The 13,025-nt window shown below is 65.0% G+C and carries 10 protein-coding genes; 4 read left to right on the plus strand and 6 right to left on the minus strand.

Annotated elements, in window-relative coordinates; all coding sequences use genetic code 11:
• Positions 1–411 precede the first annotated feature (411 nt).
• Both BMW76_RS11225 and BMW76_RS11230 read left to right on the plus strand, forming a co-directional pair.
• Positions 412–2,652: a TonB-dependent receptor gene (locus BMW76_RS11225; RefSeq protein ID WP_090865193.1), complete on the plus strand. Its 2,241-nt coding sequence runs from the start codon at positions 412–414 to the stop codon at positions 2,650–2,652.
• Positions 2,653–2,762: 110 nt separating this feature from the next.
• Positions 2,763–3,446, plus strand: a complete 684-nt coding sequence (locus BMW76_RS11230) for a Fe2+-dependent dioxygenase (RefSeq protein ID WP_090865194.1) — start codon at positions 2,763–2,765, stop codon at positions 3,444–3,446.
• Positions 3,447–3,496: 50 nt separating this feature from the next.
• Here BMW76_RS11230 and BMW76_RS11235 read toward each other — a convergent pair whose 3' ends face one another.
• From BMW76_RS11235 to BMW76_RS11250, 4 genes are all read right to left on the minus strand, one after another.
• Complete coding sequence (locus BMW76_RS11235; RefSeq protein ID WP_090865195.1) at positions 3,497–5,209, minus strand: lactate permease LctP family transporter; 1,713 nt, start codon at positions 5,207–5,209, stop codon at positions 3,497–3,499.
• Positions 5,210–5,335: 126 nt separating this feature from the next.
• Positions 5,336–6,781: a LutB/LldF family L-lactate oxidation iron-sulfur protein gene (locus BMW76_RS11240; protein ID WP_090865196.1), complete on the minus strand. Its 1,446-nt coding sequence runs from the start codon at positions 6,779–6,781 to the stop codon at positions 5,336–5,338.
• Complete coding sequence (locus BMW76_RS11245; RefSeq protein ID WP_090865197.1) at positions 6,778–7,509, minus strand: LutC/YkgG family protein; 732 nt, start codon at positions 7,507–7,509, stop codon at positions 6,778–6,780. The genes BMW76_RS11240 and BMW76_RS11245 overlap by 4 nt, the downstream gene beginning before the upstream one ends.
• Complete coding sequence (locus BMW76_RS11250) at positions 7,506–8,306, minus strand: (Fe-S)-binding protein (RefSeq protein WP_090865198.1); 801 nt, start codon at positions 8,304–8,306, stop codon at positions 7,506–7,508. The genes BMW76_RS11245 and BMW76_RS11250 overlap by 4 nt, the downstream gene beginning before the upstream one ends.
• A gap of 193 nt (positions 8,307–8,499) precedes the next feature.
• Here BMW76_RS11250 and BMW76_RS11255 point away from each other — a divergent pair, with 193 nt between their 5' ends.
• Positions 8,500–9,168 carry a FadR/GntR family transcriptional regulator gene (locus BMW76_RS11255; RefSeq protein ID WP_090865241.1) on the plus strand — a complete coding sequence of 223 codons (669 nt, stop codon included), beginning with the start codon at positions 8,500–8,502 and terminating at the stop codon, positions 9,166–9,168.
• 96 nt (positions 9,169–9,264) lie between these two features.
• On the opposite strand, the gene BMW76_RS11260 is transcribed toward BMW76_RS11255, so the two are convergent.
• Positions 9,265–10,839 carry a methyl-accepting chemotaxis protein gene (locus tag BMW76_RS11260; protein WP_090865199.1) on the minus strand — a complete coding sequence of 525 codons (1,575 nt, stop codon included), beginning with the start codon at positions 10,837–10,839 and terminating at the stop codon, positions 9,265–9,267.
• A gap of 166 nt (positions 10,840–11,005) precedes the next feature.
• Positions 11,006–11,929, minus strand: a complete 924-nt coding sequence (locus BMW76_RS11265; protein ID WP_090865200.1) for a LysR family transcriptional regulator — start codon at positions 11,927–11,929, stop codon at positions 11,006–11,008.
• A 113-nt stretch (positions 11,930–12,042) separates the two neighbouring features.
• On the opposite strand from BMW76_RS11265, the gene BMW76_RS11270 reads away from it, so the two are divergent.
• The gene (locus tag BMW76_RS11270) at positions 12,043–12,786 is read left to right on the plus strand and encodes an SDR family oxidoreductase (protein ID WP_090865201.1); all 744 of its coding nucleotides are present in this window, start codon (positions 12,043–12,045) and stop codon (positions 12,784–12,786) included.
• The last annotated feature ends 239 nt before the right edge of the window (positions 12,787–13,025 follow it).

Below are 13,025 nucleotides of genomic sequence, written 5' to 3' on the forward strand. Positions count from 1 at the left end.
AGCTGACGCATCGCGCGTCATATGTTGCGACGACTGACCGTGAGCAACGCGGCTGTTACGTATGACATGAGGCGTCCGGATGTCTCGTCGTCATCGCATCGCAAACGGGAGCGAGTGCGAGTCGATATTCCCGTGCCGCATTTGGAGCGGCAACGCATGCACATCTTTTAGCGAAAGCCGAGGAGCAGACCGCGCGATGAAAAATCTTGAGTGACGCGCAATGACTATAGAAATGCTTCGAACATATTGCGAATTGTTACCGTTCATGTAATGATACCGATTCGCATTTAGGAAATGATGCGCCGGAGCAATCCGGCTTGGCGGGGCGATTCGCGCGCCCGTCGCGCGAACCGGACGGGTGCCCCTTGCCCGTCGCACCAAGAAAAATCAGCGACAACGACAGGAATCGAGATGCATCGAACTACGCCATTCGCAGCGGCCGTCATGGCCGTCTTTGCGACGCCGCTCTACGCTCAAACGACGACGCCTGCCGCAGCACCGGCAGCCAGCATTGCCCAGGCCGACGCGTCGACGCCTCCCGCCAGCCAGCCCTCCGCCAGCCAGCCTTCCGACAACGCCACGCTGCCCGCCGTCAAAGTGACGGGCCAGGCTGACAACGCCGGCGACTTCCAGCCGGACATATCGAGCGTGGGCGCCAAAGTGCCGACCGCGCTGCGCGACATTCCGCAGGCGGTGACGGTGGTGCCGAAGGCCGTGCTGCAATCGCAGGCGGTGAGCTCGTTCAGCGACGCGCTGCGCAACGTGCCCGGCATCACGATCGGCGCTGCGGAAGGCGGGCAGATCGGCAACAACATCAACCTGCGCGGCTTCTCGGCGCGTACCGATATCTATCTGGATGGCTTTCGCGATCGCGGCCAGTACTATCGCGACACGTTCAACCTCGAATCGATCGACGTGCTGTATGGCCCGTCGTCGCTGTACTTCGGGCGCGGCTCGACGGGCGGCGTGATCAACCAGGTGAGCAAGGAGCCGGAGCTGAAGAAGCGCGCCGACGTCTCCGTGCAGGCGGGCACGCATGACCGCTATCGCACGACGGTCGACCTGAACACGCCGATCACCGACACCTCCGCGTTCCGCATCAACGCCTTCGGCCAGAGCCTTGGTTCGTCGCGCGACGTGATGAAGAACAAGGACTACGGCGTTGCGCCCGAAGTGAAGTTCGGCATCGGCACGCCGACGGAGATCACGCTGTCCGCGCTGATCCAGCACAACCGCGATCAGCCCGACTACGGCATTCCGCCGCTCAACGGCCATCCCGCGCCTGTGAATCGCGGCACGTTCTACGGCTATACCGACGACCGCACGATTCAGGACGTGCAGACCTTCAGCGCGCGCATCCAGCACCGCTTCGACGACGGTCTCGTCGTGCGCAACCAGACGCAGTTCAGCCACTACAGCACGCAAGCGCGCGCGACCAATGCGGCATCGGTGCTGACGGGACCGCTCGCCACGTCGACGGCGCTCGCCAACGGCAACTTCACGACGCTCGATCCGTCGCAGCTGTTCGTCAAGCTGCAGGGCAAGGACCGCAACATCAACGATCATTCGATCTACAACTCGACTGACCTGCAGGCGAAGTTCGATACGGGTCCGCTCAAGCACGAGGTGGTCACGGGCGTCGATCTGAGCCACGAAACGTACAGCAATCAGACCTTCACTGCGACTTCGCCGGGATTGCCGTCGAACACGATCGGCGTCGTGCCGCTCATCGATCCGCCGTATACGACGCGTCCGTCGAACGTGAAGGAAGTGGCCACCAATCTCGCTGAATCGAGCGCGAACGGCGTGGGCATCTATGCGAACGACACAGTGTCGATCGGACAGCACTGGAAAGTGGTGGGCGGCGTGCGCTGGGACCGCTACGAGGCGTCGATCCACAACTCGATCAATTCGCCACGCTATGCGACGCAGACCAACTACTTCACCAGCGTGCGCGGGGGCATCATCTGGCAGCCGACCGACTGGCAGTCGTACTACGTATCGTATGGCACGTCGTTCGATCCGTCGCTCGAAGCGCTGACGCTGACCAACGGTCAACAGAACCTGCCGCCCGAGCACAACAAATCGTATGAAATCGGCTCGAAGTGGGATTTGTTGGGCGGCGGCCTGTCGGTGACGCAATCGCTCTTCAATATCGAGAAGACGAATGCGCGCACGCTGAATGCGGACGGCACCTATACGCTAGACGGAGACGTCCGCGTGCGCGGCTATCAGCTGGGTCTCGCCGGCCACATCACGAACAAGTGGCAGGTGTTCGGCGGCTACACGTATATGAACGGCGAGATCCTGAAGGCGTTCGACGGCACGCAAGGCAAGGTGCCCGCGAATACGCCGCGCAACATGCTGACGCTGTGGACCACGTACGCGTTCACGCCGCACTGGGAAGTCGGCGGCGGCCCGACCTATGTGTCGTCGCGCTATGCGGCGAACAACAACTTCGTGCAGGTCGGCGGCTATACGCGCTGGGATGCAATGGCCGCGTATCACGCGAAGCGATACGACATCCAGTTCAACGTGCTGAACTTCACGGACAAGAACTACTACGATGCGCTGATTCCGTCCGACGGCGGGCGCGCGGTGCCGGGTCTCGGCCGCACGTTCCTCGCGACGTTAAACTATCGCTTCTTCTGATCGCCTCAAGCGCCAGATCCACCAGGTCCACGAAAACCGCGCGCTTTCTGCATGATGCCCTTCATGCGGAAAGCGCGCGATGACGCACGCTTCTGCAGGAATGTTGAACGATGATTGTCTCGATCCCCGACGTACTGAGTCCCGCCGAAGTCGCCGACATGCGCGCGCAACTCGAAGCCAGCGACGCATGGGTCGACGGCCGCGCAACGGCCGGCTATCAGGGCGCGCCCGTCAAGCGCAACCGGCAGATTGCCGAAGGCTCGCCGATCGCGCTGGAACTGGGCGATCGGATCATCGCATCGCTGGAGCGTCACCCGCTCTTCATCAGCGCCGCGCTGCCGAACAAGGTGTATCCGCCGCTCTTCAATCGTTATGAAGGCGGGATGCACTTCGGCAATCACGTCGATGGCGCGATACGCCTCGTGCCGGGCAGCGGCGCGCGCGTGCGCACCGACATCTCCGTCACGCTGTTTCTCACGCCGCCCGACGAATACGATGGCGGTGAACTGCTGGTCGAAGATACGTTCGGTGTGCACGAAGTGAAGCTGCCTGCGGGACACGCAATCGTCTATCCGGGCACGAGCCTGCATCAGGTGCGCCCCGTGACGGGCGGCGCGCGCGTGTCGAGCTTCTTCTGGGTGCAGAGCCTCGTGCGCGACGACACGCAACGCGCGATGCTGTTCGATCTCGACGGCGCGATCCAGCGGCTCAACGCATCGAGCGGCGATGAAGCCGCGCGCCGCACGCTGGTCGGCTGTTATCACAACCTGCTGCGTATGTGGAGCGAGACGTAAAAACGCCCGCATGACAGCGGGCGTTCACGCGAACAACGAGCGGCAGAGAATCAGCCCGGCACCATGCCCGTCAGCACATAAGCCTGCAACAGCGTGATCAGGCCGACCACGACTGCGAACAGCAGGCTGTGCTTCACGGTGAAGCGGAACAGCTCGGACTCGCGTCCGACGAGGCCCGTCGCCGCGCAAGCAACGGCAATCGACTGCGGCGAGATCATCTTGCCCGTCACGCCGCCCGATGTGTTCGCCGCCACGAGCAACGTATCCGACACGCCGATCTGATGCGCAGTCGTGTGCTGAAGCGAACAGAAGAGCGCATTCGACGACGTATCCGAACCCGTCAGAAACACGCCGAGCCAGCCGAGCACCGGCGAGAAGAACGGGAACGCGGCGCCCGTGCCCGCCAGCAGCAGCGCGAGCGTCGACGACATGCCCGAGTAGTTGGCGACGAACGCAAACGACAGCACGAGACCGATCGACAGAATGGGGCGGCGCAATTCCTTCACCGTCTCGCCGAACGTCGCGAGCGCATCCCGCGGCTTCACGCGCAGCAACGCCATCGAGATCAGCGCCGTCACGAGAATCGCCGTGCCGACGGCCGGGAGCAGATCGATCTTGAGCACGGCTTCATAGGCCTTCGGCGTCGCGACGATGGGTGCCGTCTTCATCACGAGCTGGTCGAGCCCGGGCACGTGAAACTTGAGGATCGTGCCGGCGAGCGCACCCTTCCCGGCGAACAGCGCCTTGAACGGCTGCAGGCTCCACACCGTCACGACGGCCGTCAGAATGCCGAACGGCGCCCATGCGCGGATCGTTTGTGCAAGCGTATACGGCGACGCCTGGCGGCTCACGCCCATCGCGCCATTCGATCCACCGAATCCACCGCCAAAACCCGACAGCGCCGCAGCGCCGCCGCTGACCGTGCCGCGTGCCGTATCGTGCGCGCGGCGCGGCTGCCACACCTTCAGGAACGATGCGAGCGCAACGAGGCTCACGAGTGCCGACGTGATGTCCGGCAGTTCCGGCCCGATGTGATTCGACGTGAAGTACTGCGTGATCGCGAAGCTGCCGCCCGCGACGAGCGCGGCCGGCCACGTCTCCTTGACGCCGCGCTTGCCGTCCATCATGAAGACGAGCCAGAACGGCACGGCAAGCGAGAGCAGCGGCAACTGGCGGCCCGCCATCGCACCGATCAGGAACGGATCGATGCCCGTCACCTGACCCGCGACGATGATAGGGATGCCCATCGCGCCGAACGCGACGGGCGCCGTGTTCGCGATCAGGCAGAGGCCCGCCGCCTTCAGCGGATCGAAGCCGAGGCCGACGAGCAGTGCCGCCGTGATCGCGACGGGCGCGCCGAAGCCCGCCGCGCCCTCCAGAAACGCGCCGAACGAAAAGCCGATCAGCAGCAGTTGCAGGCGCTGGTCATCCGTCAGCGCGAGCACCGATGCGCGGATGATGTCGAACTGTCCCGTCTTCACGACGAGCTTGTAGAGGAACACGGCCGTCACGATGATCCACGCGATCGGCCACAAGCCGTATGCGAAGCCGAAGCCCGCAGCGGCCAGTGCCTGCTGCACGGGCATGCCGTACGCGAACACGGCCACTGCCAGCGACAGCAGCAGCGTGCCCGCCGCCGCGACGTGCCCCTTCAGGCGCAGTCCCGCGAGCGCCACAAAGAAAAAGATGATCGGGATGCTGGCCGCGAGCGCGGAGAGCCATAGACTGCCGAGCGGCAGATAGGTCTGATACCACGGGTGCATGTCGGTCTCCTCCGAATATGCGTCAATGAATCGTTGTCGGCGGCGCGCAGCCGCGTGCGGACGCACCGCCACTCATGGGCGATGCGTGCGCGTCGGTGTGGGTTGCGAAGCTGCGAAGCGCGCGGGCTACTCGGGCTGTCGGCGCTCGCGCATCAGATCGTGCAGGCTGCGCGCCGCGGGCTTTAGCGGTTCACGGTGCTGCGTCCAGCCCATCTGGTTCTTCGGCGCGAACGCGCGCAGGCGCGTCGCGGCCCAGCGCAGCATCCGGTAGGCGCGCGGATGCGCGAATGCGCCGCTCCAGAAGCGCCACACGAACTGTTCCTCGCGGCTGAACTTCGCGCCCTGTCCACGCAACGGATGCGCAACCACTTCATTCGGATTGCGGTTCGCTTCCGTGCGCAGACGCACGAGCAGTTCGGGAATCGGAATGCGCACGGGGCACACTTCGCCGCATGCGCCGCACAGGCTCGATGCCGTCGGCAGATCGGCTGTTTCTTCGAGGCCCAGCAGATGCGGCGAAATGATCTTGCCGATCGGGCCCGGATACGTCGTGCCGTACGCATGCCCGCCGATGCGCGTATAGACGGGGCAATGATTCATGCACGCGCCGCAGCGGATGCATTGCAGCGTCGCGCGCAACTGCTCGTCGGCGTAGGCCTGGGTGCGGCCGTTGTCGAGCAGCACGACGTGCATCTCGCGCGGACCGTCGCGCTCGCCTTCGCGTCGTGGGCCCGTGATCAGATTGAAGTACGTCGTGATCGCCTGGCCCGTTGCGGAGCGCGTTAGCAGGCTCGACAGCGGCACGATGTGCGACAGCTTCCCGACCACTTTCTCCATGCCCATGATCGCGATGTGCACGTCGGGCACGGTCGTGGACAGGCGTCCGTTGCCTTCGTTTTCGACGAGCCACAGCGTGCCCGTGTCGGCGGCGGCGAAGTTGACACCCGACAGGCCGATATCCGCATCGACGAACGCGCGCCGCAGTGCACGGCGACCCGTCTGGATCAGTTCGTCGACATCTTCCGTATAGCGCGTGTCAGGGATGTGCGTTTCGAACAATTCCGCGATGTCGGCCTTTGTTTTGTGAATCGCGGGCATCACGATATGCGACGGCTTTTCGTGCGCGAGCTGCACGATGTACTCGCCCATATCCGACTCGATGCAGTCGATGCCGCGCGCTTCCAGATAATGGTTGAGCTCGATTTCCTCGCTGGCCATCGACTTGCCCTTGATCACGCGCTTCGCGTCGTGGGCTTGCGCGATGCCGTGAATGATCGACGTGGCGTCGGCGGCCGTTTCGGCCCAGTGCACGTGAACGCCGCGCGCCGTCAGCTTTTCTTCGAGCTGCACGAGCAGGTCGGGCAGGCGCGACAGCGCATGACGGCGCACCGCTTCGCCGAGGTCGCGCAGATGCTGCAACTCGTCGTCGTCGGGAAACTGCGAGCGGCGCTTCGTTTGCAGAAAGTCCATTGCGCCGCGAAAGCTGCTGCGCAGTTTCGGATCGTCGAGCGCGGCACGCGCGCGCGTCTTGAAGTCCTGCGTCGGCACGAAGTGCATCGGGCTGGCGTTCATGCGGCGTCTCCGTGCGTGTTGTTGGCGCGATCGGCCTCGCGTTCGACGATCACGACCCACAGTTCGCGCGGACCATGCGCGCCGTAAGCGAGCGTCTGCTGGATATCCGACGTCTTCGACGGCCCGGAGATCAGCACGAGATTCGTCGGCATGCCGGCTTGCCATTGCTCGGCTCGCATCGCCGCATGCAGGTCTGCATGCAGCGAATCGGCGTAGACGAGCGCGATGTGCAGCGGCGGCACGAGCGACATCGTGCGCGGCGAGCCTTCGTCGGGCGCGACGATCAGCGTGCCCGTCGACGCAATGCCCGAGCGCGCGACTGTGAAGCCGGCGTCGATCGTTTCGAAGAGTTCGGCTTTCCAGGTTTCGATCGGCCGGTCGTATGTGGGTGTCGCGACGGAAAGCGGCAGCGCGCGTTGCAATGCTGCGCCTTCCGCACGCGACGTATCGAGCAGCACGCGCTTCACGTTCGTATCGACGAGCCGTTGCGCGATCAACGCGGGCCACGTGCGCGCCGTCGCGCGAAACACCTCGGCATGCGAGGCGGCGAGCGCGGTCTGCATCGATTCGACGAGCGCATGCGTCGATAGCTCGACGGCCGGACGCGCCGCGCGCCGGCTGTCGTAATGCAGATCGATGCGCGCGTCGAGACGCTTTAGTTCGTCGCTGGAAACGTCGGTGGGCGCGGCCGCGCGCAACCGTCCGAGCATGCGTTCGCGCGCATTCATGGCTTGCCTCCGTTGCCCTCGTTGCGAGCCGTCGGTGCTTGCATGCGCCGCCACAGGAAGCTCGCGAGATGTTCGACTTCGATGGGTGCGCTCTGGTGGCGTGCCGCGTGACCGATGTTCAGCAGGCAACCGCAGTCGGCGGAAACGATCCGCTCGCAGCCCGTCGCGCACGCGGAGGCCACCTTGTCGCGCACCATCGCGCCCGAGATGTCGGGATGCTTCAACGAAAACGTGCCGCCAAAACCGCAGCATTCCGATTCGCGTTCGTGCTCGATGCGCGTGACGCCCGGCAATGCATCGACGAGTTCGACGCCATGCACGCGCGTGCCCATTTCGCGCCGCGCCGCGCACGACGTGTGCAGCACGACTTTTTCTGGCGGAGCGTCGGTGGTGGAGGAGAGGTCGATATGCAGCACGCGCAGCAGGAATTCGCTCAGCTCATACACGCGCTCGCCAAGCTCGCGGGCTCTTTCCGCCATCGACGGTTCGTCGGCGAAGAGCTTGGGCCAATGATGGCGCATCATGCCCGCGCACGAACCCGACGGCACGATGACGGGCCACGGCTTCGAGAAGAGATCGAGCTGCGCGCGCGCGACATCGCGTGCCTGTTCGGGATTGCCGCTGCTATACGCGGGCTGGCCGCAGCAGCTTTGCTCCTGAGGAAAGTGCACCACGAGCCCTTCGCGTTCGAGCAGCCTGACGGCGTCGAGTCCGGCTTCGGGCACGAACAGATCGACGAGGCAGGTTGCGAACAGATAGACGTCGCGCGGGGCCGCCGGATATTGCCTTTCCTTCATATCTCGCTCCAGAATGCGTCCGCTTTTTGCGTTGCCTGCATTTGCATGCGGCTTTCGCGGATCGCTTGCATCGTTGGCGCATGATTCCGAAATCTGCGCGACAATTCAAATTGGTTGGACCACTGGACGCAACTCGCGCAGGAGAAACCGCATGGCGACGGGGACAAGGAACAGAGGCAGGGTGGAAGGCGTGATGCGCAAGATGGAAACGGCGCTGCTCGACGGCACGTGGCCGCCGGGTTCGCGCCTGCCCGCCGAGCGCGCGCTCGCCGGGCAGTACGACGTGTCGCGCAACACGGTGCGCGAGGCGATCCAGCGGCTCGCAGCGCGCGGTTTACTGCAAAGCCGGCGCGGCGCGGGCGTGTTCGCGACGGATCAGTTGCGCGCGGGCATCGCGTCGCCGTGGGGTCAGCTGGTCGCCGATCATCCCGTGCTGCGCGACGACATTCTGGAATTCCGCCGCGTGCTGGAAGGCGCGACCGCCTATTTCGCGGCAATGCGCGCGAGTTCCGCCGACATCAAGCGCATCCGCGCGCTGATGCGCGAGCTGGAGCGCTCGCATGCGTGCGACGACAAGGAAAGCGAGGCCGCCGCCGATGCGCAGCTGCACGACGCCATTGCGCTCGCGTCGCACAACACGATGTTCCTGCATCTGCATACGAGCGTGCTCGGGATGCTGCGCGAGCACATCACGATCAGTGGCACCGACGTGCGCTTGCGCGGCCGCGAGGCATCCGGGCAACTGCTGGTCCAGCATCGCGCGGTCTGCGACGCGATCTGCACGCGGCGCCCAGAAGAAGCGCGCACGGCGATGCACACGCATATCGACTACGTGCGCAGCGTCCGCGATCGCGAGGGCTGAGTCGACACCGGCGCGAAAACTGGTCCAACCAGATTCGCGCGACGCGGCATCTATCGCGCGTCGGGCATGTCGGGCGTGCCGGGCGTGTCGGGGATGTCAGGCGGCTTCGGCAACCTGGAACGCGTCGACGGAAGTCTTCAGCCGCCCGGCCTGCTCGGTCAGCGAATGCGCGGCGGCCGCCGCCTGTTCGACGAGCGCCGCGTTTTCCTGCGTGAGGCTGTCCATCTGCGTGACGGCGAGATTGACCTGATCGATGCCCGCGCTCTGCTCGGCCGCCGCCGCGGCGATTTCCTGCATCACGTTCGTCACGCTCGCAATTGCGTCGCGCGCCTGCTCGATCGTCGTGCCCGTGCGCTCGACGAGGCCCGCGCCGTTGCCGACCTTGTCGACGGCGCGGCTGATCAGTTGACGCACTTCCTTCGCGGCCCCCGCGCTGCGATGCGCAAGCGTGCGGACCTCGCCCGCGACGACCGCGAAGCCGCGTCCCTGTTCGCCCGCGCGCGCGGCTTCGACGGCGGCGTTCAACGCGAGGATGTTCGTCTGGAACGCGATGCTCTCGATCACCGCAATCACCTCGACCATCTTCTGCGATTCAGTGGAGATGTCGCGCATGGTCGACACGGCCTCGCCGACCATCTCGCTGCCTTCGTTCGCGATCCGCGCGGCGCGCTCGGCGAGTTCGCTCGCGGTCCGGGCGTTCTCGGCCGTCTGACGGACCATCGACGTCATCTGCTCCATGCTCGCCGCCGTCTCCTGCAACGATGCCGCCTGGTTCTCGGTGCGCGACGACAGGTCCGCATTGCCACTCGCGATTTCATGTGCGCCCGTCGCGACGTGATCGGCGGCATGCTTGATCGCGCGGATCGTGTCAGTCAGTGTGTCGCGCATGCGGCGGATTTCGCGCAACAGGCTCTGTTCGTCGTTGTGACGCGTGTCGATCGAAACGGTCAAGTCGCCGACGGCAATCGCGTTCGCGACATCGGCCGCATAGCCGGGATCGCCGCCTATCGTGCGTTGAATGCTGCGGTTCGTGAGTGCGACGAGCGCGGCGAGCAGCAGTGCAATGCCGAGGAACACCGCGCCGATCCAGTACAGCGAGCGCATGAACGCGGCGTCGATATCGTCGACATAGGCGCCCGTCGCGATGATCCAGTCCCACGGCGCGAAGCGCACGACGTAGCCGATCTTGTCGACGGCCTCGGCAGGTCCCGACGAAGATGCGGTCTTCGAATGCGGAAACACGTAGTCGACGAAACCGCCTTCGGGCGATTGCGCGACCTTCGCGAAGCTCACGTAGTGATGACGGCCGTCGGCGTCGGCGGTGCCCGCGAGATCCTTGCCGTTGGTCGCGGGCTTGATCGGATGCATGACCATGCGCGGCGTCGAATCGAGCACGAGGAAATACCCATCCTCGCCGTAACGCACTTCGCGCAGGCGGTCGAGCGCCTGCTTGCGGGCGTCGGCCTCGCTCAGCTTGCCGCTCTCCGCGAGCGCCGCATACTCCTTGACCAGCGACAGGCCGACATGCGCGACATTGACCAGGTCGTTCTTTCGTTCCTCGATGCGCGTTTCGCGCGACAGCCAGGCGGCCGACAACGACACCAGCAACAACGCGATCAGACTGATGACGAGCGGCAACCACAGTTTCTGGGTAAAACTCAGCTTCAGCATTGGGACGCCTCTCAGGGTGGGCGGTTCTTAAATTGGGCGCGCTGAGGAACGCGACGCGCGCATGTCTCCGCCTGATATATCGACCGATGTCGCCATCACTTGTGTAGTGGGAAACCCTGCTACCGCGCAGGAATGCCGGGTAGGGACGCGCGCTTCGTCAGCGAGCTCAGCGGGCGTCGAAGCGCGCGGCGAGCCGTCTTTCGCGGAACGCGCCGACGATGAAGTCGATGAACACGCGTGTCTTCGCGGGCAGCAGCTTGCGGTTCGGGTAGTAGAGCGTGAGCGGGCTCAGTTCCGCGTGCCAGCCCGGCAGCAGCCGCACGAGCTTGCCGCTTTCGAGCCATGGCGCGGCATGCGGCGTCGGCAGGAACGCGATGCCGAGCCCCTGCATCGCGGCATGCGCCATTGCTTCGGGGTCGTCGAAGATCATGCGGATGCGGCATTCCGCGAGCGCCTCTTCGCCGATCTGGTTGCGCAGCGTCCACGCGCGCACGCGGCCCGTCGTGCTCGAGCGGCGCGCGATGCCGTCGAGTTCGGCCAGCCCGGACGGATGCGCGGGCATCGGCCTTCCCGCCATATACGCCGGCGACGCCGCGACGATCACGCACGGCCGCGCCAGCTCGCGTGCAATTACGCCTTGCGTCAGTTCGATTCCGCCGCCGATCGCAGCATCGAAGCCGCCCGCGATCAGATCGACGGCGCGGTTGTCGAAGTGCCAGTCGGGCACGATGTCGGGATAGCGCTGGAGGAATTCGCCGAGCAGCGGCACCAGGTACTCGCGCCCGAACGCGACGGCCATGCTCACCTTCAGCACGCCCGACGGCTTGCCATCGTGCTGCGCGGCCCGTTCGAACGCGTCCTGCAGGCTCGTGAACGGCACGCTCGCGTCGGCCCATAGCTGCTCGCCGGCGGGCGTCATCGTGAGCTTGCGGGTGCTGCGATGAAAGAGCCGCACGCCCAGATGCGCTTCGAGCCGCGCGATGTTCTTGCTGACGGCGGCGGGCGTGAGGCCGAGCCGCCGCGCCGCCGCCGAGAAGCTGCCCGTTTCGGCCGTCTGGATGAACGATTCGATGAGATTGAGCGCTTCCATCGCGATGTCGGCTTATACCTGTGGTTGAAACTGTTAGTCCGCATTCGATCCTACCGATATGCGAATCCGCTCGCCATACTGAACTCACTTCAACATCACATGGAGCACACAGCATGAGCACGAATCTGCAAGGCAAGATCGCTTTCGTCACGGGCGGCGCGCGCGGCATCGGCGCGGCCGTGGTACGCCGGCTCGCCAGCGAGGGCGCGACGGTGGCGTTCACGTATCACAGCTCGGCCGCAGGCGCGAACGATCTGGTCGCGAGCGTCGAGAAGGCGGGCGGCCGCGCGGTTGCCGTCAAGGCCGATGTCGCGGACCCCGCTTCGCTGACCAAGGCGATCAACGAGACGGCGCGCGAGCTCGGCAAGATCGACATCCTCGTCAATAACGCGGGCGTGCTGCGCCTGGGCACGATCGACACGTTCTCGCTCGAGGATTTCGACGCGACCTTGCAGGTGAACGTACGCGCCGTGTTCGTCGCGTCGAAGGCGGTGCTGCCGCACATGGGGCAGGGCGGGCGGATCATCAACATCGGCAGCTGCAACGCCGAGCGTATTCCGTTTGCGGGCGGCGCCGCGTACGCGATGAGCAAGTCGGCGCTGCAAGGTCTCGTGCAAGGTCTCGCGCGCGACCTGGGGCCGAAGGGCATCACCGTCAACAACGTGCAGCCCGGTCCGACCGATACCGACATGAACCCCGAGTCCAGCGAGTTCGCCGCTTCGCTGCATGGTCTGATGGCGATCGGCCGTCATGCGCGTCCCGAGGAAATCGCGGGCATGGTCGCGTATGTCGCGAGCCCGGAAGCGGCCTTCGTGACGGGCGCAAGCCTCACGATCGACGGCGGCTTCAACGCGTGATCGACTGAACAGGGCCGTCCGTGGGCGACGCGGACGGCTTGTTAAATGATGTATGTGTATGGCGTTGCGCCGGGCGCGTTATCGGCAAGCCGCGCTTTTTCTCCAGTCGAAAGGCCGTCGAGCAACAGTCAGGCAACAGCCAAGCAACGGTCGAAAGGCCCTCGAGCAAGCAGTCAGGCAGTCGTCAAAAGGCGGTCAAACAGCCATCAAGCGGCTGTCACGTAACGCGAGTGCCGCAA

Source organism: Paraburkholderia diazotrophica (assembly GCF_900108945.1).
Classification (GTDB): Bacteria; Pseudomonadota; Gammaproteobacteria; order Burkholderiales; family Burkholderiaceae; genus Paraburkholderia; species Paraburkholderia diazotrophica.

Bases quoted from the DNA above. Each gene is read 5' to 3' on its own strand.
- BMW76_RS11255 (WP_090865241.1), top strand. From the start codon at position 8,500: ATGCGCAAGATGGAAACGGCGCTGCTCGACGGCACGTGGCCGCCGGGT.
- BMW76_RS11235 (WP_090865195.1), bottom strand. From the start codon at position 5,209: ATGCACCCGTGGTATCAGACCTATCTGCCGCTCGGCAGTCTATGGCTC.
- BMW76_RS11245 (WP_090865197.1), bottom strand. From the start codon at position 7,509: ATGAATGCGCGCGAACGCATGCTCGGACGGTTGCGCGCGGCCGCGCCC.
- BMW76_RS11240 (WP_090865196.1), bottom strand. From the start codon at position 6,781: ATGAACGCCAGCCCGATGCACTTCGTGCCGACGCAGGACTTCAAGACG.
- BMW76_RS11260 (WP_090865199.1), bottom strand. From the start codon at position 10,839: ATGCTGAAGCTGAGTTTTACCCAGAAACTGTGGTTGCCGCTCGTCATC.
- BMW76_RS11225 (WP_090865193.1), top strand. From the start codon at position 412: ATGCATCGAACTACGCCATTCGCAGCGGCCGTCATGGCCGTCTTTGCG.
- BMW76_RS11270 (WP_090865201.1), top strand. From the start codon at position 12,043: ATGAGCACGAATCTGCAAGGCAAGATCGCTTTCGTCACGGGCGGCGCG.
- BMW76_RS11265 (WP_090865200.1), bottom strand. From the start codon at position 11,929: ATGGAAGCGCTCAATCTCATCGAATCGTTCATCCAGACGGCCGAAACG.
- BMW76_RS11250 (WP_090865198.1), bottom strand. From the start codon at position 8,306: ATGAAGGAAAGGCAATATCCGGCGGCCCCGCGCGACGTCTATCTGTTC.
- BMW76_RS11230 (WP_090865194.1), top strand. From the start codon at position 2,763: ATGATTGTCTCGATCCCCGACGTACTGAGTCCCGCCGAAGTCGCCGAC.